Source organism: Enterobacter cloacae complex sp. P47BA (genome assembly GCF_014930485.1).
GTDB classification, from domain to species: Bacteria; Pseudomonadota; Gammaproteobacteria; order Enterobacterales; family Enterobacteriaceae; genus Enterobacter; species Enterobacter bugandensis.
Genome location: NZ_JADBRF010000003.1, coordinates 40,999 through 59,067, shown reverse-complemented (window position 1 = coordinate 59,067; position 18,069 = coordinate 40,999). Strand labels below are relative to the sequence as shown.

Genomic DNA, 18,069 nt, shown 5'->3' with positions numbered 1-18,069 from the left:
CGGAACGCCGGGGAGCCTGTTTTCAGTAACCTCCCCTTCAGTTAACGATACCCATTTCCCCACAAATGCAGTGTAAACCCCGGACGTAAACGTTTGCATTGTCGAAAAAAATGGATATTATGCGGCGGATTTTTTGGCCAAAATTCAAGGAGGCGTTGTGTCGCAAGATAACAATTATAGCCAGGGCCCCGTCCCTCTGGCGGCGCGGAAAGGCGTGGTTCCACTCACTTTTGTGATGTTAGGGTTAACGTTTTTTTCCGCCAGTATGTGGACCGGAGGCACGCTCGGTACCGGTCTTTCCTATAATGATTTCTTCCTCGCAGTTCTCTTCGGCAATCTCCTCCTCGGTATTTACACTGCTTTTCTTGGCTACATTGGCGCAAAAACCGGCCTCTCAACCCATCTTCTTGCGCGTTACTCGTTCGGTATAAAAGGTTCCTGGCTTCCCTCCATGCTTTTAGGCGGTACGCAGGTAGGATGGTTTGGCGTCGGCGTAGCGATGTTTGCCATCCCGGTGAGTAAAGCCACGGGCATCGACGTGAACGTCCTGATTGCGGTTTCCGGCCTGTTGATGACGTTGACCATTTTTTTTGGCATCTCAGCACTGACGATTTTATCCATCATCGCCGTACCCGCTATCGTCATCCTGGGTAGCTACTCCGTCTGGCTGGCGGTGGACGGCGTGGGAGGGTTGGACCACCTCAAATCCATTGTGCCGCAGACGCCGCTCAACTTTTCCAGCGCGCTGGCGCTGGTTGTAGGTTCGTTTATCAGCGCAGGCACGCTGACCGCCGACTTCGTCCGCTTTGGCCGCAATGCTAAAGGTGCCGTTCTGGTGGCGATGGTGGCATTTTTCCTTGGCAACTCGCTGATGTTTATCTTCGGTGCGGCAGGCGCTGCCGCCGTAGGACAGGCCGATATTTCTGACGTGATGATCGCCCAGGGACTGCTGGTGCCGGCGATTGTCGTTCTCGGCCTGAATATCTGGACCACCAATGACAACGCGCTGTACGCCTCTGGTCTGGGTTTCGCCAATATTACTGGCCTTTCCAGCCGTACGCTGTCGGTGGTGAATGGCATTATCGGTACGCTGTGCGCGCTGTGGTTATACAACAACTTCGTTGGCTGGCTGACCTTTCTGTCGGCAGCGATTCCGCCGATTGGCGGGGTAATTATCGCCGACTATCTGATTAATCGCCGCCGCTATGCCAGCTTCGACCATGCAAAATTTGTGTCCGTTAACTGGATTGCCATTTTCTCGGTCGCCCTGGGCGTTGCTGCCGGGCACTACATTCCGGGAATTGTCCCCGTTAACGCAGTATTGGCGGCGTCTTCAGCTATTTGGTGTTAAACCCATTCGCCAAACGTACCCTTGCCAATCCTTCGGAGGCTTCCCATGCAGAATAATTCCCTCACTATCCGTCAGGCCCGTTTGCAAGGGCAGGAGGGTTTATGGCAAATCACGATTGAGAATGGACGCTTCAGCCGTATCGATCCTCAGGAAACCGCCTCTGCGCCAGTCGGTCAGGTGCTGGACGCCGAATGCGGGCTGGTTATCCCTCCTTTCATCGAACCGCATATCCATCTGGATACAACGCAAACGGCGGGTGAACCGAACTGGAACCAGTCAGGCACCCTTTTCGAGGGAATCGAGCGCTGGGCCGAACGTAAGGCGATGCTCACCCACGAAGACGTTAAAACCCGCGCGATGCAGACCCTGAAGTGGCAGATCGCCAACGGCATTCAGTACGTACGTACTCACGTTGACGTCTCGGACCCTACCCTTACGGCACTGAAAGCCATGCTGGAGGTGAAGCAGGAAGTCGCCCCGTGGGTCGATATGCAAATTGTGGCATTCCCGCAGGAAGGCATTCTTTCTTATCCGAACGGTGAAGCACTGCTTGAGGAAGCCGTGCGTTTAGGGGCGGATGTCATCGGCGCAATCCCGCACTTTGAATTTACGCGTGAATATGGTGTGGAGTCGCTGCATAAAACGTTTTCCCTGGCCAGAAAGTACGACCGGCTGATCGATGTCCACTGTGACGAGATTGATGATGAACAATCGCGCTTCGTTGAAACCGTTGCCGCCCTGGCACATCGTGACGGAATGGGTTCGCGCGTGACTGCCAGCCATACCACGGCAATGCACTCCTATAATGGCGCGTATACGTCCCGGCTGTTCCGCCTGTTAAAAATGTCAGGCATTAACTTCGTGGCAAACCCGCTGGTTAACACGCATTTGCAGGGCCGTTTCGATACCTATCCCAAACGCCGCGGCATTACACGCGTCAAAGAAATGCTGGAAGCGGAGATCAACGTCTGCTTCGGCCATGACGACGTTTTCGATCCGTGGTATCCGCTGGGAACCGCGAATATGCTTCAGGTTCTGCATATGGGGCTGCACGTCTGCCAACTGATGGGCTACGGGCAAATAAACGATGGGCTTAACCTGATCACTACCCACAGCGCGAAAACGCTCAATTTGCAGGACTATGGAGTGCGCGTTGGGAGTTCAGCAAACCTGGTGATTCTCCCGGCAGAGAATGGGTTTGATGCCGTTCGTCGCCAGACGCCGGCACGATACTCTGTTCGCCACGGCAAGGTGATTGCCGAGACGGTGCCCAGCCAGACAACCTTGCACCTGACGCAGCCGGAAGCGGTGACGTTTAAGCGCTAATTCTGGGTTGGAAACCGCGTGGCAAACGTCATCGCGTACATAAAGATATCCTCACGGCGGAGCTAACGCCCTGCCGCTTTTTCCAGCGGATTAACTTTTGCTTTTGGCTAAAGCGTTTTTATCGCCGCCAAACGGGACGGCTCCGCTGAGAGGTTTACCGTCGATGGCGTCGTGGGTTCGAATCGCCTCCGGCCGCAGCCAGCGCTGAACGCGGGACGGCATATCCAGTCCAATCAGCAGGATCACCACAAAGGTCAGGCCGAAGGAGAGCGATCCCAGGGCTGTGCCCAGCGCCATATTCTGCGACAGCAGCGCGCCAATCACCGGGGCGATCGCCCCGCCCAGCGCGCCGACGTTATAGGTAAAGCCCAGACCCGCCGCACGCTGGTCGGTGTCGAAATAACCACCGATGAGTTTCGGTAAGATCCCCGAGATCCCCTGCCCCAGCATCTGCTGGAAAAAGAGCAGCAGGCCCAGCACCCAGACATTTGCGCCACCGATCGCAAAGACGGGAACGATCAGCAGTTGTGAGGCCAGCAGGCTACAGACGTAGGCCTTCCGGGTGCCCAACCAGTCGCCGAGAAAACCACCCACGCAGCAGCCTACAGCCGCGCCGAAGCCGCTAAAGAACAGCACCTTCGCCACCGTTGACGGATCATAGGCCAGATCGGTTTTCAGATACGTAGGTAACAGCGCCTGAATCGGCCAGGAGTAGAGGAACGCGAAGAGCACGACAACCATCAGCGTGACGCCCGTAGGCCAGCGTTTACCGCTGCTTTGCACCATAAAGCTGATAAACACAATGGCGCACAGCAGGCCGAGAATAACCACCAGCCCGGCGTTGTTGAGTTCGCCGGCAAAGCAGAACCACAGCGCCGTGCCGGCAAACAGCGTCATCGCCATATTGATCAGGCGGTATTTGCCGCGATAAAGAATATCAACCATTGTACGTACCGGCGCCTGACCTTCGTGCTTCGCTTTCCAGTCTTCAGCCTCCGGAATATTTTTCCGCAGCCACAGGGCAAAGACGATGGGCAGGATGCCGATAAAGAACAGCGCTCGCCAGCCCCAAACGGGCACGACAAGGCTGTAGACCTGGGCCGCAACCACGGCACCGATGGAGAAGCCAGAAATCAGAAAACCACTCGCCTTATTGCGCAGGTGTTTCGGCCAGCTTTCGATTACGTAGGTTGCGCTGGAGCCGTATTCCCCCGCCATCCCCATACCAATCACCATGCGGGCGATAAACAGGGTGACGTAACCCGGCGCAAAACCGCAGGCCAGTGTACCGCAGGAGAAGAGTACGATGCTGGTTATCATTGCCAGCTTGCGGCCATAGCGGTCGCCCATGGCGCCCAGCAGCAGGCCGCCGAACCAGCGCGAAATAAAGGCCGCCGAAATGAGGCTCGCCGCTTCAACGGTCGTGAGGCCAAATTCACTTTTAATTTCTGTCAGGACTAAGGCAATCAGAACAAAATCGAAGCCATCAAGCAGATATCCCAGCCAGGCGGCAGAGAAGGCGCGCCACTGAGGGCGGCTTAGATGGCGGTACCACGGGATGCTTTGGGTAGACTTACTCATTTCACTCTCCCGACGATTTCTCTGTCGTTTTGCCGGATGACGGCTGCGCCTTATCCGGCCTACGTATCGCGTTTTTGTAGGCCGGATAAGCGACGCGCCATCCGGCAGTGCGTTAGCGTTTTTCCGCCATTAACTGCTCCGCCAGCGCCTTCAGCGCCGGCACGAATTTCTCGTCTACAGGAGCAAACGGTTTACGGCACAGCGGCACGGACACCACGTCCATGTAGTGCAGAACCGTTTTCAGACCACGGAAGACCCCGGCTTTAATCAGCAGGTCGATGACCTTGTTGCATTCGCTTTGCAGGCGCTGTGCGGTGGCGTTATCCCCCTCACGAACCGCGTTGGCGATAGCCCGGTAGCGCCAGCCCATAATGTTGTAGGTGCTGCCGATCCCCCCGTCAGCGCCGGCCAGCAGGCCGGAGGCAAAGATTTCGTCATAGCCGTTGTAGAGCACCAGATCCGGATGCTCACGACGGATCTGCTCCATCTGGAACAGATCGCCGGAGGTTTGTTTTAACGCGCCGACGCCGGGCAGCGTCACCAGAGTGTTGATCTGATCCAGGCTTAGCTTCACGCCGCTTAACGCCGGGATGTTGTAGACCACCATCGGCAGACCATCCGCCGAATCAATAATTGCACGGTAATGATCGCAATGTTCTTCAAAGCTAAAGGGGTAATAAAACGGCGTGACGGCGGACACCGCGTCAAAGCCCAGGCGGGCAGCAGCGGTGGCCAGCTGCTGGCTTTCCGCGGTGCTCACGCAGCCAACGTGGGCAATAAGCGTGATTTTTCCTTTCGCCTCCTCCGCCACGATCTCCATCACCTGCTCGCGTTCAGAAAGGCTTTGGACAAAGGCTTCCCCCGTTGAACCGCCGACATAAAGCCCGTCGATGCCCTGCGCAATATTGAACTGCACCAGACGGCGCAGGCTCTCCTTATCCAGCGCCTGCTGTAGGGTAAACGGAGTCAGAAGTGCGGCCATTACGCCGCGGAGTTGCGTTGCCATAGATACCTCAATCATTCGTGTGTTTGTTATAGCGATATACCTTTATACCTGTTATACCAGATCAATTAAGCAGCAGTGGAATACAGAACGCTTATAGTGCGATCTGCTTCACTAAAGGATCGTTACTTTTTAACTTTTGAATGCTGGCCGAAGGCGTGCCAGGTAGCGGAAACGCTGTTGAGGTGAGTTTGCAACGCCCGATCGGCTTCATCGGGATCGCGGCGGCGGATCGCGTCAACGATCGCGATATGCTGGCGATAGCTGGCTTCGTTATGCTGATAAAGCTCAGCGTCCGGCACTGTAGGACGCGCCGCGATTAGCCAGTCGAGCAGCGCAACGTGGATCGCGTTGAAGATTGGGTTGCCGGGGATCTCCGCCAGCACGCGGTGAAAATCGACGTCGGATCGAATGAACAGCGCGTTGTCATCCAGGGACTGGCTGTTGATCTCCAGCGCTTTCGTCAGCCGCGCAATCTGATCGTCCGTGGCGTACTCTGCGGCATAACGCACGAGGCTGGATTCAAAGAACAGACGGAGCTGCTCAAAATGGGCAATACCACCGGGCTGGGTCAGAAAATCTTTCGCCATCCCCGACAGCTCGCTGATGATGGTATCGGCAGACGGCAGGGTGACGCGGGCGCGTTCACCGTTGTTAATCTGTACCAGACCTTTACGCTTCAGCGCCGCCAGCGCTTCGCGCACCGAGGGGCGGCCCACGTTGAAGAACGCCATCAGCTCGCGCTCGGAGGGCAGTTGCTCTCCCTGGGCAAATTCCTTCCGGCGGATCATCTGCTCCAGCTCTTCTTCCACCATATCCGACAGCTTTTTGCGCGTCAGCGGTCGGCGACGCAGGCTGCGGCCAAGGGTTTCATCTGAGTTTTCAGCGTTACGATCGGTCAGTTTCATTGCAGTCCGGTGCCATTGAAGGAAAACGCTGCATCATAACACAGGAAATTAGAGGGGGCGAAAAGGGGCAGAAAGCAAAACAGGCCCGTCGGGCCTGTTTGTTTATTTCACAACGCGCAGTGCGGGACGACCACCGCGCGGTGGCGGTTCATCATCGGGACCCTCGTCGTCGTCCTGACGATCGGGCTTGTCGCCATCAATCACAGACATTACCGGGTCGCTTTCGCGTTCATCGGATGCCTCATCGTCATTCAGGCTGGCAACCTCTTCATCATACGCCGCTTCCGGCTCGAACATAGTGCCTGCACCGTTTTCACGGGCGTAGATAGCCAGAACCGCAGCCAGCGGAACGGAAACCTGACGCGGCACGCCGCCGAAACGCGCATTAAAGCGCACTTCGTCGTTTGCCAGCTCCAGGTTACCCACTGCACGTGGCGCAATATTCAGTACAATCTGTCCGTCGCGTGCGTATTCCATTGGAACCTGCACGCCCGGCAACGTCACATCCACAACCAGGTGCGGCGTGAGCTGGTTATCCAGCAGCCATTCATAGAAGGCGCGCAGCAGATACGGACGGCGTGGGGTAAGTTGTGACATTTCCACAGTCATTAGCCTCGGCCGAGACGCATTTCGCGCTCCGGTTCAGTTAAGGATGCCAGGAAAGAGTCGCGCTCAAAGACGCGCGTCATATAGCCTTTCAGCTCTTTCGCGCCCGGGCCGCTGAACTCCACGCCCAGGGTTGGCAGACGCCACAGCAGCGGGGCCAGATAGCAATCCACCAGGCTGAACTCGTCGCTCAGGAAGAACGGTTTTTGACCAAATACCGGCGCAATGGCCAGCAGCTCTTCACGCAGCTGTTTACGCGCAGCATCTGCTTCTGAAGAGGAACCGTTGACGATGACGTTCATCAGTGTGTACCAGTCTTTCTCGATACGCTGCATGTACAGGCGGCTTTCACCACGCGCAACAGGATAAACAGGCATCAGTGGCGGATGCGGGAAACGCTCATCCAGGTATTCCATAATGATACGGGATTCCCACAGGGTCAGCTCGCGATCCACCAGCGTCGGTACGCTTTGGCTCGGGTTGAGATCGATCAGATCCTGAGGCGGGTTATCCTTTTCCACATGCTCGATCTCAAAACTGACACCCTTCTCGGCCAGCACGATACGAACCTGATGGCTATAAATGTCAGTAGGACCAGAAAACAGCGTCATTACCGAACGTTTGTTGGCAGCGACAGCCATGAAAACCTCCAGGTATATTCAGAATTTTTACTGCTACCAGCCCAACGGGGCCAGCCAGATGAAGTATCGCCCATCCCAGAGAAGACACATTGTTCAAGAATCGAACAAAAATCGAGTATTCACCGATATTTGGGCAGAAAATTGGATGATAGTTTACCAGATTTTGATGGCTTTGTGGTGAGGGGATGCCGGAAATGTGGAAAAAGAGAAGATATATGAAATGTTACTGTGGATAACCTGCGCATTATCCATAAAAAAACCCGCCGAAGCGGGTTTTTCGCCAATCGTTCTGCGTAAGCAGAATGGATTAACGTTTGGAGAACTGTGGACGACGACGTGCTTTACGCAGACCCACTTTCTTACGTTCAACCTGACGAGCGTCACGAGTAACGAAGCCAGCTTTACGCAGTTCAGAACGCAGGGATTCGTCGTACTCCATCAGAGCGCGGGTGATACCGTGACGGATCGCACCTGCCTGACCGGAGATACCACCACCTTTAACGGTGATGTACAGATCCAGTTTTTCTACCATATCAACCAGTTCCAGCGGCTGGCGAACTACCATGCGGGCAGTTTCGCGACCGAAGTACTGTTCCAGAGAACGCTGGTTGATTACGATTTTACCACTGCCCGGTTTGATGAAAACGCGAGCTGCGGAACTTTTGCGGCGACCAGTGCCGTAGTATTGATTTTCAGCCATTGCCTATAATCCCGATTAGATGTCAAGAACTTGCGGTTGCTGTGCCGCGTGGTTGTGCTCGTTGCCTGCGTAAACTTTCAGTTTACGGAACATAGCACGACCCAGTGGGCCTTTTGGCAGCATGCCTTTAACCGCGATTTCAATCACACGCTCAGGACGGCGGGCAATCATCTCTTCAAAGGTCGCTTCTTTGATACCACCGATGTGGCCGGTGTGGTGGTAGTACACTTTGTCAGTACGCTTGTTGCCGGTAACAGCAACTTTGTCAGCGTTCAGAACGATGATGTAATCACCGGTATCAACGTGCGGAGTGTATTCCGCTTTATGCTTACCGCGCAGGCGACGAGCCAGTTCAGTAGCCAGACGGCCCAGAGTTTTACCGGTCGCGTCAACAACATACCAGTCGCGCTGTACGGTTTCTGGTTTAGCTGTAAAAGTTTTCATTAAAAGCTTACCCAAATAATAAGTTACACGTTGGTGAACACCCAAACGTTTAGTCAGTTGAGGTTCACACGACAAAGTCCGGCAAACCTACCCCTTCGAATAGCACATGCCGACACATAGAAAGTTTCGGGAAAAAAACCTTCTCGTAACGTGGGGTCGCAAGATTATAGAGAAGTTGAGGTCAAAGATCGACCCTTAAATGTGATTTGGAATGGGTTTTTCGGGGGGCGCGTTTGTGCGGTCTGGTGCCCTCACTCCCAGCCCCTCTCCCAGTGGGAGAGAGGAGCATTGATTAGGGCATATGCTCACGCTTGAGATACTCTTCGCTCTGCATCTCTTGCAGGCGCGAGAGGCAGCGCTGGAACTCAAACTTCAGCCGCTCGCCCTGGTAGATCTCATATAAAGGCACCTCGGCGCTGACGACAAGCTTGACGTGGCGCTCGTAAAACTCGTCCACCAGCGCAATGAAGCGCCGCGCTTCGCTCTCCATCAGCCGCGTCATCACCGGCACATCCAGCATCATCACGGTGTGGAACAGGCGCGAAAGTGCAATATAGTCATGCTGGCTGCGGGCATCCACGCAGAGCGTCGCAAAAGAGACCGCCAGCGTCTGGTTTTCTACGCCAAGGGTGGGTAACGGGCGATGGTTAATCTCCAGCGTCGGTGCGTTTTCGCGTTTTGCGCCCGCCAGCGCCAGCCAGAGTTTATCCATCTCGCGAGCGGTATCGGCGTTTAACGGCGAAAGCCACAGGTGCGCCTGCGTTAACATACGCAGACGATAATCGACACCGGCATCGACATTCATGATGTCGCAATGCTGTTTGATAGCATCAATAGCTGGCAGGAAACGCGCCCGCTGCAGGCCGTTGCGATAGAGTTCATCCGGCGGGATATTCGACGTGGCAACGAGCGTGATCCCGCGGGCAAACAGCGCTTTCATCAGTCCGCCTAACAGCATGGCGTCGGTAATGTCAGAAACAAAAAACTCATCGAAGCAGAGCACGTCCGTTTCCGCCTTGAACCTGTCAGCCACAATCTCCAGCGGATCGCTTTTGCCCTGCAGCGCTGTCAGCTCTTCATGCACCCGCAGCATAAAGCGATGGAAGTGGAGGCGCTGTTTACGCTCCCCCGGCAGGCTGAGATAAAACAGATCCATCAGCCAGGTTTTTCCGCGACCGACGCCGCCCCACATATATAAACCGCGCACCGGAGCCTGAGCCTGCGGCGCTTTTTTGCCGAGCAGTCGGCCAAAGGCCGCTTTGAGCCCACCACTCTGTTCTACTTCAGCAGGTTTTGCCGTGAGCGCCTGATAAATCATCTCCAGACGGTTTACCGCCTCACGTTGAACGTCATCAGGCTGATGAGTACCCTCATTCAGGGCCAGTTGATATCGCGATGCAGGGGACAGGATTTGCATAATCTTATTGTTATTCCTTCAATTAATGCTCATCAGCAGGCGTGACTGATGAAAAAAAGGCCGTTCTACACTACGCGATGATACGTCAGGATTCCACTTCTGCGGAAATAGCGGTTATAGTGGCATTATCAGGCACAGGCAGGAGCCGAGCCAACACCCTACGGAACAACAAGACAACGGGAGAAGTTCATGACCTGGGAATATGCGCTAATCGGTTTAGTCGTCGGCATCGTGATCGGTGCTGTGGCCATGCGTTTCGGTAACCGCAAATTGCGTCAGCAGCAGTCACTGCAGTACGAACTGGAAAAGAATAAAGCAGAGCTGGAAGAGTATCGCGAAGAGCTGGTCAGCCACTTTGCCCGTAGCGCTGAGCTGCTGGACAACATGGCGACCGACTACCGTCAGCTGTATCAGCATATGGCGAAAAGCTCCAGCAGCCTGCTGCCGGAAATGACCGCGGAGACTAACCCGTTCCGCAACCGTCTGGCCGACTCAGAAGCGGGTAACGATCAGGCTCCGGTTCAGATGCCACGCGACTACTCTGACGGCGCGTCCGGCCTGCTGCGCGGTGGCGCAAAACGCGATTAATCGCACAACATAAATATATTTTACGGGCGCATCTCTTGCGCCCGTCCTTTCTTCCCGTCCCCAGCTATTATTTAGTCAAACACCTCATTGTTCAGCGGTATAAAATTCAATAACATCATCATGATTTTGGGCCGTTCTTCTTTCATTCCAGGATACGAGAGTCAGCATCAATGAAGAAAAAAAACCAGCTGTTGAGCGCTATAGCGTTAAGTGTCGGGTTATCTCTCTCGGCGTCCTTCCCTGCCGGTGCGGCGCTGCCTTCGCAGGTGCCGGGACAGGCAGCCACTCCCAGCCTCGCGCCGATGCTGGAAAAAGTGTTGCCCGCGGTCGTGAGCGTTCAGGTAGAAGGCACGGCGGTTCAAAGCCAGCGCGTACCGGAAGAACTGAAAAAATATTTTGGCGATGAGTCCCCCAACCAGCAGGCTCAGCCTTTTGAAGGCCTGGGCTCTGGCGTCATCATTGATGCGGCTAAAGGCTATATCCTGACCAATAATCATGTCATCAGCCAGGCCGATAAAATCAGCGTCCAGCTGAACGATGGTCGTGAATTTGATGCCAAACTGATTGGCGGCGATGATCAGAGCGACATCGCGCTATTGCAGGTGCAGAACCCGAGCAACCTGACCCAGATTGCCATTGCGGATTCCGACAAGCTGCGCGTCGGTGATTTTGCCGTCGCCGTGGGCAATCCCTTTGGTTTAGGTCAAACCGCCACCTCCGGCATAATCTCGGCGCTGGGACGCAGTGGCCTGAATCTGGAAGGTCTGGAAAACTTCATCCAGACCGATGCCTCAATCAACCGGGGCAACTCCGGCGGGGCATTACTCAACCTTAACGGCGAGCTGATTGGCATTAACACGGCAATTCTGGCTCCGGGCGGCGGCAGCATTGGGATTGGCTTTGCGATCCCGAGCAATATGGCTAAAACGCTGGCGCAGCAGCTAATCCAGTTCGGCGAAGTCAAACGTGGACTGCTGGGTATTAAAGGCATGGAGATGAGCGCGGATATCGCGAAAGCGTTCAATATCAACGTGCAGCGCGGTGCGTTTGTCAGTGAAGTGCTGCCAAACTCCGGCTCGGCAAAAGCAGGCATCAAATCGGGCGATGTGATCGTCAGCCTTAACGACAAGCCGCTGAGCAGCTTTGCTGAACTGCGTTCGCGTATCGCCACCACCGAACCGGGGGCCAAAGTGAAGCTGGGCCTGATCCGTGACGGTAAGCCGCTGAACGTCGAAGTGACGCTGGATAAAAGCACCTCGTCCTCTGCCAGCGCGGAGCTTATCGCCCCGGCGCTGCAAGGGGCAACGCTAAGCGATGGGCAGTTGAAAGACGGTACGAAAGGCATTCGCCTGGACACCGTCGAGAAGAGCAGCCCTGCCGCGCAGGCCGGATTGCATCAGGAAGATGTCATCATTGGCGTGAACCGCAATCGCGTGCAGTCCATTGCCGAACTGCGCAAGGTGCTGGAGAGCAAACCGGCGGTCATTGCCCTGCAGGTCATGCGTGGCAATGAGTCTATCTACATTCTGTTGCGCTAAGCATTTGCGATCCCGGACATCACCGCTGCGTGTGATGTCCGGATAACTCATGTTATGCTGCAAATCGTTCCTTTTTTCACGACACGCGCATCATGCTTTTAAAGCTCTTACGTTCCATTGTCATCGGTTTGATTGTCGCTGGCCTGCTGCTGCTGGCGATGCCGTCTTTGCGTCAGTTTAACAAGCTGTCTGCCCCCCAGTTCGACAGCACGGATGAAACGCCGGCGACCTATAACCAGGCCGTTCGCCGTGCCGCCCCTGCCGTGGTTAACGTTTATAACCGCGGCCTCAACAGCTCAGCACATAACCAGCTTGAGATCCGCACCCTTGGCTCCGGGGTGATTATGGACGAGCGCGGATACATTATTACGAACAAACACGTGATCAACGATGCCGACCAGATCATCGTCGCCCTGCAGGATGGCCGCGTGTTTGAGGCGTTGCTTGTGGGTTCAGACAGCCTGACCGATCTGGCCGTGCTGAAGATTAACGCCACGGGCGGATTGCCGGTCATTCCGATCAACCGTAAACGTACGCCGCACATCGGCGATGTGGTGCTGGCGATCGGTAACCCGTACAACCTGGGCCAGACCATCACGCAGGGAATTATCAGCGCGACCGGTCGAATCGGCCTCAACCCGTCAGGACGGCAGAACTTCCTGCAGACGGATGCGTCAATCAACCACGGCAACTCCGGCGGCGCGCTGGTCAACTCGCTGGGCGAACTGATGGGCATCAACACCCTCTCGTTCGATAAAAGCAACGACGGCGAGACGCCGGAAGGGATCGGCTTTGCTATTCCGTTCCAGCTGGCGACCAAGATTATGGATAAGCTGATCCGCGACGGACGCGTGATCCGCGGCTATATCGGTATCGGCGGGCGCGAAATTGCGCCAATGCATACTCAGGGCGGCGGTATCGATCAGATTCAGGGCATCGTCGTCAACGAGGTGGCACCGGGTGGCCCGGCGGCTAACGCGGGGATTCAGGTTAATGATGTCATCGTGTCGGTCAACGGCACGCCGGCAGTCTCTGCCCTGGAGACGATGGACCAGGTAGCCGAAATTCGCCCTGGCTCGATCATCCCTGTGGAAATTATGCGCAACGATAAGAAAATGACGCTGCACGTGACGATTCAGGAATACCCGGCAACAAATTAACCCCATAAAAAAACCGAAGCACTTACTGGCTTCGGTTTTTTTGCCGGGTGGCGCTAACGCTTACCCGGCCTACGGGAGACACTTCGTTTTACTTGTTAACGAACTCTTCACCCAGAGTGATATCTTTCTTCAGCGTGTCCAGCATGCCTTCCATCGCGTTTTGCTCAAACGCGCTCAGCGTACCGATAGGCTTACGCTCTTCAATACCGTTTTTGCCCAGCAGCAGCGGCTGAGAGAAGAAGCGGGCATGTTCGCCGTCGCCTTCAACGTAAGCACATTCAACAACGCCTTTCTCGCCCTGCAGGGCGCGAACCAGTGACAGACCGAAACGTGCAGCCGCCTGGCCCATAGACAGGGTTGCAGAACCGCCACCCGCCTTCGCTTCCACCACTTCGGTGCCCGCGTTCTGGATTCGTTTGGTCAGGTCAGCCACTTCCTGCTCGGTGAAGCTCACGCCCGGGATCTGGGACAGCAGAGGCAGAATAGTCACGCCAGAGTGGCCGCCGATAACCGGCACTTCCACTTCTGTTGGCTGTTTGCCTTTCAGCTCAGCAACGAAGGTGTTGGAACGGATGATATCCAGCGTGGTCACGCCGAACAGTTTGTTTTTGTCGTACACACCCGCTTTCTTCAGCACTTCGGCTGCGATAGCAACGGTGGTGTTCACCGGGTTAGTGATGATACCGATGCATGCTTTCGGGCACACTTCAGCGATCTGCTGCACCAGGTTTTTCACGATGCCCGCGTTGACGTTGAACAGGTCTGAACGATCCATGCCTGGCTTACGCGCCACGCCTGCAGAAATCAGGACCACGTCAGCACCCTGCAGCGCAGGACGCGCATCTTCACCGGAGAAGCCTTTGATTTTTACAGCGGTCGGGATGTGGCTCAGGTCAACCGCCACGCCAGGGGTTACCGGAGCAATATCGTACAGGGAGAGTTCTGAGCCTGAAGGCAGTTGGGTTTTCAGTAGTAGGGCAAGCGCCTGGCCGATACCACCAGCAGCGCCGAGGACTGCGACTTTCATCCTAAACTCCTTATTATGGTTAACTTAAGTATCTGTAAATCCGTTGCCGCGACCTTAAATCAGCATGTCTTTAATTACAATTTTCGAAGCTAAAGAATTTGAGGTCACACGACTTTATCTCTCACCAGAAAGCTATCTGACAACAGATGGCAACGAATTAAGAGGTGGTTACAATACACCCTGCCACGCCACCAAAACAACATCATTTTGATAACATTTAATTTACTTTTAAGCTTATTTGCGCGGCGTGACCCAGGCATGTTTTCTGATAACGAAATCTGATAAAATCACTCCCTTTCATAACATTATTTCAGCCTGCCGTTGAGCAGATAATTTGCATAAAAATTCATCCACATGCATAATAATGTTGTTTCTTTCGTCATATTCCGGGTGACTTATGCGAAGCTCGTCTAAGCAAGAAGAATTGGTAAAAGCGTTCAAGGCGCTACTTAAAGAAGAGAAATTCAGTTCTCAGGGAGAAATTGTTCAGGCGCTGCAGGAACAAGGCTTCGATAACATCAACCAGTCGAAAGTCTCCCGCATGTTAACCAAGTTTGGCGCGGTGCGTACCCGCAACGCCAAGATGGAGATGGTCTATTGCCTGCCGGCTGAACTTGGCGTGCCGACCACCTCCAGCCCGCTCAAGAATTTGGTTCTGGATATCGACTATAACGACGCCGTTGTGGTCATCCACACAAGCCCGGGTGCCGCGCAGCTGATTGCCCGCATGCTGGACTCGTTAGGTAAAACAGAGGGTATCCTCGGCACCATTGCCGGTGATGACACCATCTTTACCACCCCGGCTAGCGGTTTCTCCGTGAAGGATCTCCACGAAGCGATTCTGGTTCTGTTCGAACAGGAACTGTAATGCGCTCTCCCCGTAGCTCCGCTGCGGGGATCATTCTGATCTCGCATCATTTCCCCCTTTATTTCACTGCCCTTGCTTTGACGATTAGTGCTTTTTACCACTCATTAACATTCATCCAGTGAATAACAATCCCGCAAATCGCACAAAAAATCAAAAAGCATTATCCCTATGATTTTCTTATAAATACCAACACAAATTGCTCATAAAACACCCAACATTATGCAATTAGGTTATAAAAAAAAGCGTGTTTAACACGTAATAACAAGGGAAACCATTAGTCTGGTATTAATTTTTTACGTTATTAGTGTATACTTGATTTTGTGATGAGGGTCACGAAACAAGACCCCACTAAAAAATTCGACGAGGTAAGAATCATGAAAATCAAAACTACTGTAGCGGCGCTGAGCGTCCTGTCTGTCCTGTCCTTCGGTGCTTTCGCGGCTGACGCTATTAATGCTGACCAGGCGCAATCCCGTGAGGCAATCGGTACGGTTTCTGTCGGCGCTGTTGGCACGTCTCCAATGGACATGCATGAGATGCTGAACAAAAAAGCGGAAGAAAAAGGTGCGTCATCCTATCGCATTATCGAAGCGCGTTCCGGTGACCACTGGCACGCTACCGCCGAGCTGTACAAATAAGTTTAAGTAATCACTGAAGACATAACTCTCCACTCAACGGCACCAGGCATAAAAATAGCAGTTCAACCCTTCTCGCCGTTGAGCAAAAAACCTGTTCAGGAGTAAAGACTATGAAAACCAAATTGATCATCGCAACCCTGGGTCTGGCATCCGCTCTCTCTTTCGGCGCAAGCGCAGCCGTACAGCAAGTGAATGCCGATCAGGCACAAAATCTACAGCCAATGGGCAGCGTCTCCGTGACGTCAGTCACCGGCTCCCCGATGGACATTCGTCAGGAACTTGCCGCCAAAGCTGAAAAAGCAGGCGCCAGCAGCTATCGCGTCACCGAACTGAATCAGGGTGACCACTGGCACGCCACGGCTGAACTGTATAAATAAACCCTCGTCGTATCTCATCATACGACTTGCCCCTGGCCTCGTGGTCAGGGGCTTTTTTCATTTAATGCCGCGCGTTAAAGCGAAGCTGTCCTTCAAGCTCTTCCTCCGCTTCATCGAAGAGTAATATCAGCGCGCCGAAACGTCTGCGCAACTTATCGGGCAGATGGATAAACTCAATCTCCAGCGGTAGCGGCAGCATGCTGCCGGTGACCACGTCCCACAGCGTATCCAGATTGGTCACGCTTTCCCGTTCAAGATCAAACGCCCGGATAAATTCCCGATAAAAGTCTTCCTGACTGTCGATTTCGTCAAAATCAAAAGTATAGGTTTTCATTGCCAGCCACCCAGTCCAGGCGGGCGGCAGATGCCGCCCAGTCTATTATAATCCCCCGATATGCAGGGTTTTAACTTCCAGATACTCTTCCAGCCCCAGCACGGATCCCTCACGTCCAAGACCGGACTCTTTTACTCCGCCGAAAGGCCCCAGCTCGGTGGAAACGGCGAACTCGTTAATGCCAATCATCCCGCTCTCGATGGCCTGTGAAACGCGGAAAACCCGGGAAAGGTTCTGGGTGTAGAAGTAAGCCGCCAACCCATAAGGCGTGTTATTCGCACGCTGGATAACTTCATCTTCCGAGGTGAAGCGGAAACACGCCGCAACCGGACCAAACGTCTCTTCTTCTGCAAGCTTCATGCCTTCGTGACAGTCGCCCAGCACGGTTGGCATCCAGAAATTACCGCCCAGCGGATGGGGTTTGCCGCCTGCCAGCACGGTCGCCCCTCGTGTGACAGCATCTTCAACATGCTCACGGACCTTGTCGACCGCGGCGGATTCAATCAGCGGCCCGACGACGACGCCGTCCTCAAGGCCATTCCCCACCTTAAGGGCATTAACCGCATCTGCGAGCTTATTCACAAACTTGTCGTAGACGGTTTCCTGAATGTAGAAGCGGTTCACGCTGACGCAGACCTGCCCGGCATTGCGGAATTTATTGGCAATTGCGCCTTTTACCGCAGCCTCGATGTCGGCATCCTCAAAGACGATATACGGAGCATTTCCCCCCAGCTCCATCGAGACTTTTTTCATGGTTTCTGCGGCGTTGCGCACCAGCGTTTTGCCGACGGAGGTCGAACCGGTAAAGGAGATTTTACGCACGTCGTGGCTGGCCATGATCGCATCGCTGATTTCATGGGTATTTCCGGCCACCGCGTTGAGCACACCGTCGGGCACGCCCGCCTGTTTTGCCAGCGTCAGCAGCGCAAAGGCGCTGAGCGGCGTGTTATTGGCCGGTTTGATGACACCGGTACACCCGGCTGCCAGCGCCGGGCCTAGCTTGCGGGTGAGCATCGCCATCGGGAAGTTCCACGGCGTGATGGCCGCGACGACGCCGATGGGCTCACGGGTCGCCAGAATGCGCGAGCCGGGCTTGATTGGCGGAATAATTTCACCGTTCGCGCGCTTGGCCTCTTCGGCGAACCACTGGATAAAGCTGGCGGCATACTCCACTTCCCCTTCCGCCTCTTTCAGGGGCTTGCCCTGCTCGGTGGTCATTAACCGCCCGAGCCAGCTTTTATTTTCAATAATCAGTTCGTACCAGCGGTACAGAATCGCCGAACGCTCTTTCGCGGTTTTGGCACGCCATGCCGGGAAGGCTTTGGTGGCCGCTGCGATCGCTTCTTCGGTTTGCGCTTTCCCCGCTTTCGCAACTTTAGCGATGACCTCACCGGTCGCGGGGTTCAGCACATCAAACGTTGTGTCCAGCGTTTTCCAGATGCCGTCGACCAGATAGCCGGTCTGAAAAAGGGTGTTGTCCTGAAGCGCCTGAGTCGTCATGTGTCCTCCCTTCCTGAATGTAAGTACGTGCTGGAATAAGTATAGCCACAAAAAAACCGGCG

General features: G+C 54.6%; 18 protein-coding genes and 1 pseudogene. 8 read left to right on the top strand and 11 right to left on the bottom strand.

The annotated features are described in order from the left end of the window. Positions 1–157: 157 nt before the first annotated feature. Together codB and IM299_RS05030 are read left to right on the top strand one after the other, a co-directional pair. Positions 158–1,407: pseudogene (gene codB / locus IM299_RS05035) on the top strand (cytosine permease). Next, positions 1,397–2,677 carry a cytosine deaminase gene (locus IM299_RS05030; RefSeq protein WP_193357117.1) on the top strand — a complete coding sequence of 427 codons (1,281 nt, stop codon included), beginning with the start codon at positions 1,397–1,399 and terminating at the stop codon, positions 2,675–2,677. The pseudogene codB and the gene IM299_RS05030 overlap by 11 nt, the downstream one beginning before the upstream one ends. 90 nt (positions 2,678–2,767) lie before the next feature. Here the strand turns inward: IM299_RS05030 and IM299_RS05025 are convergent, their stop codons facing one another. The 8 genes from IM299_RS05025 to zapE form a co-directional block, all read right to left on the bottom strand. Beyond that, a complete protein-coding gene (locus IM299_RS05025; RefSeq protein ID WP_047364731.1) occupies positions 2,768–4,258 on the bottom strand; it encodes an MFS transporter in 1,491 nt (496 codons plus the stop codon). A 112-nt stretch (positions 4,259–4,370) separates the two neighbouring features. Next, positions 4,371–5,264, bottom strand: coding sequence for an N-acetylneuraminate lyase (nanA, locus tag IM299_RS05020; RefSeq protein WP_193357116.1), 894 nt, complete (start codon positions 5,262–5,264; stop codon positions 4,371–4,373). Between the two features lie 122 nt (positions 5,265–5,386). Then, positions 5,387–6,169, bottom strand: coding sequence for a transcriptional regulator NanR (gene nanR, locus IM299_RS05015; RefSeq protein WP_193357115.1), 783 nt, complete (start codon positions 6,167–6,169; stop codon positions 5,387–5,389). A 102-nt stretch (positions 6,170–6,271) separates the two neighbouring features. Beyond that, a complete protein-coding gene (sspB, locus tag IM299_RS05010) occupies positions 6,272–6,772 on the bottom strand; it encodes a ClpXP protease specificity-enhancing factor (RefSeq protein ID WP_028014588.1) in 501 nt (166 codons plus the stop codon). Between the two features lie 5 nt (positions 6,773–6,777). Next, the gene (sspA, locus tag IM299_RS05005; protein WP_014071978.1) at positions 6,778–7,416 is read right to left on the bottom strand and encodes a stringent starvation protein SspA; all 639 of its coding nucleotides are present in this window, start codon (positions 7,414–7,416) and stop codon (positions 6,778–6,780) included. A 307-nt stretch (positions 7,417–7,723) separates the two neighbouring features. Beyond that, positions 7,724–8,116: a 30S ribosomal protein S9 gene (rpsI, locus tag IM299_RS05000; protein WP_003860436.1), complete on the bottom strand. Its 393-nt coding sequence runs from the start codon at positions 8,114–8,116 to the stop codon at positions 7,724–7,726. Positions 8,117–8,131: 15 nt separating this feature from the next. Further along, entirely contained in the window at positions 8,132–8,560 is a 429-nt protein-coding gene (rplM, locus tag IM299_RS04995; protein WP_006178824.1) for a 50S ribosomal protein L13, read from the bottom strand. A gap of 292 nt (positions 8,561–8,852) precedes the next feature. Beyond that, entirely contained in the window at positions 8,853–9,977 is a 1,125-nt protein-coding gene (gene zapE, locus IM299_RS04990; RefSeq protein WP_060572031.1) for a cell division protein ZapE, read from the bottom strand. Between the two features lie 189 nt (positions 9,978–10,166). Between zapE and zapG the strand changes: the two genes are divergently transcribed. The 3 genes from zapG (at position 10,167) to degS (ending at position 13,263) form a co-directional block, all read left to right on the top strand. After that, positions 10,167–10,565: a Z-ring associated protein ZapG gene (gene zapG, locus IM299_RS04985; RefSeq protein ID WP_010436126.1), complete on the top strand. Its 399-nt coding sequence runs from the start codon at positions 10,167–10,169 to the stop codon at positions 10,563–10,565. Positions 10,566–10,735: 170 nt separating this feature from the next. Further along, a complete protein-coding gene (gene degQ / locus IM299_RS04980) occupies positions 10,736–12,103 on the top strand; it encodes a serine endoprotease DegQ (protein WP_048960843.1) in 1,368 nt (455 codons plus the stop codon). A 92-nt stretch (positions 12,104–12,195) separates the two neighbouring features. Beyond that, positions 12,196–13,263: an outer membrane-stress sensor serine endopeptidase DegS gene (gene degS, locus IM299_RS04975; protein ID WP_028014593.1), complete on the top strand. Its 1,068-nt coding sequence runs from the start codon at positions 12,196–12,198 to the stop codon at positions 13,261–13,263. Between the two features lie 88 nt (positions 13,264–13,351). Here degS and mdh read toward each other — a convergent pair whose 3' ends face one another. After that, a complete protein-coding gene (gene mdh / locus IM299_RS04970; protein WP_028014594.1) occupies positions 13,352–14,290 on the bottom strand; it encodes a malate dehydrogenase in 939 nt (312 codons plus the stop codon). Between the two features lie 397 nt (positions 14,291–14,687). On the opposite strand from mdh, the gene argR reads away from it, so the two are divergent. The 3 genes from argR to yhcN (IM299_RS04955) all read left to right on the top strand — a co-directional run bounded on the left by argR (position 14,688) and on the right by yhcN (IM299_RS04955) (position 16,173). Further along, positions 14,688–15,158: a transcriptional regulator ArgR gene (argR, locus tag IM299_RS04965; protein ID WP_008502836.1), complete on the top strand. Its 471-nt coding sequence runs from the start codon at positions 14,688–14,690 to the stop codon at positions 15,156–15,158. A 374-nt stretch (positions 15,159–15,532) separates the two neighbouring features. Next, positions 15,533–15,796 (top strand): peroxide/acid stress response protein YhcN, encoded by a 264-nt coding sequence (yhcN, locus tag IM299_RS04960; RefSeq protein WP_014885423.1) that lies wholly within the window; start codon positions 15,533–15,535, stop codon positions 15,794–15,796. A gap of 110 nt (positions 15,797–15,906) precedes the next feature. Continuing rightward, on the top strand, positions 15,907–16,173 hold the full coding sequence (gene yhcN, locus IM299_RS04955; RefSeq protein WP_028014595.1) for a peroxide/acid stress response protein YhcN: 267 nt from the start codon (positions 15,907–15,909) through the stop codon (positions 16,171–16,173). A gap of 61 nt (positions 16,174–16,234) precedes the next feature. Here the strand turns inward: yhcN (IM299_RS04955) and IM299_RS04950 are convergent, their stop codons facing one another. Both IM299_RS04950 and IM299_RS04945 read right to left on the bottom strand, forming a co-directional pair. Next, positions 16,235–16,507 (bottom strand): barstar family protein, encoded by a 273-nt coding sequence (locus IM299_RS04950; protein ID WP_028014596.1) that lies wholly within the window; start codon positions 16,505–16,507, stop codon positions 16,235–16,237. A 45-nt stretch (positions 16,508–16,552) separates the two neighbouring features. Further along, positions 16,553–18,007, bottom strand: coding sequence for an NAD-dependent succinate-semialdehyde dehydrogenase (locus IM299_RS04945; protein ID WP_193357114.1), 1,455 nt, complete (start codon positions 18,005–18,007; stop codon positions 16,553–16,555). Positions 18,008–18,069 lie beyond the last annotated feature (62 nt).

Excerpts from the sequence above, each read along its gene's own strand:
- IM299_RS04950 (WP_028014596.1), bottom strand. The coding sequence starts at position 16,507 with ATGAAAACCTATACTTTTGATTTTGACGAAATCGACAGTCAGGAAGAC.
- zapG (WP_010436126.1), top strand. The coding sequence starts at position 10,167 with ATGACCTGGGAATATGCGCTAATCGGTTTAGTCGTCGGCATCGTGATC.
- sspA (WP_014071978.1), bottom strand. The coding sequence starts at position 7,416 with ATGGCTGTCGCTGCCAACAAACGTTCGGTAATGACGCTGTTTTCTGGT.
- nanR (WP_193357115.1), bottom strand. The coding sequence starts at position 6,169 with ATGAAACTGACCGATCGTAACGCTGAAAACTCAGATGAAACCCTTGGC.
- rpsI (WP_003860436.1), bottom strand. The coding sequence starts at position 8,116 with ATGGCTGAAAATCAATACTACGGCACTGGTCGCCGCAAAAGTTCCGCA.
- zapE (WP_060572031.1), bottom strand. The coding sequence starts at position 9,977 with ATGCAAATCCTGTCCCCTGCATCGCGATATCAACTGGCCCTGAATGAG.
- nanA (WP_193357116.1), bottom strand. The coding sequence starts at position 5,264 with ATGGCAACGCAACTCCGCGGCGTAATGGCCGCACTTCTGACTCCGTTT.
- degS (WP_028014593.1), top strand. The coding sequence starts at position 12,196 with ATGCTTTTAAAGCTCTTACGTTCCATTGTCATCGGTTTGATTGTCGCT.
- yhcN (WP_028014595.1), top strand. The coding sequence starts at position 15,907 with ATGAAAACCAAATTGATCATCGCAACCCTGGGTCTGGCATCCGCTCTC.
- mdh (WP_028014594.1), bottom strand. The coding sequence starts at position 14,290 with ATGAAAGTCGCAGTCCTCGGCGCTGCTGGTGGTATCGGCCAGGCGCTT.
- IM299_RS05025 (WP_047364731.1), bottom strand. The coding sequence starts at position 4,258 with ATGAGTAAGTCTACCCAAAGCATCCCGTGGTACCGCCATCTAAGCCGC.
- degQ (WP_048960843.1), top strand. The coding sequence starts at position 10,736 with ATGAAGAAAAAAAACCAGCTGTTGAGCGCTATAGCGTTAAGTGTCGGG.
- rplM (WP_006178824.1), bottom strand. The coding sequence starts at position 8,560 with ATGAAAACTTTTACAGCTAAACCAGAAACCGTACAGCGCGACTGGTAT.
- yhcN (WP_014885423.1), top strand. The coding sequence starts at position 15,533 with ATGAAAATCAAAACTACTGTAGCGGCGCTGAGCGTCCTGTCTGTCCTG.
- IM299_RS04945 (WP_193357114.1), bottom strand. The coding sequence starts at position 18,007 with ATGACGACTCAGGCGCTTCAGGACAACACCCTTTTTCAGACCGGCTAT.
- argR (WP_008502836.1), top strand. The coding sequence starts at position 14,688 with ATGCGAAGCTCGTCTAAGCAAGAAGAATTGGTAAAAGCGTTCAAGGCG.
- IM299_RS05030 (WP_193357117.1), top strand. The coding sequence starts at position 1,397 with ATGCAGAATAATTCCCTCACTATCCGTCAGGCCCGTTTGCAAGGGCAG.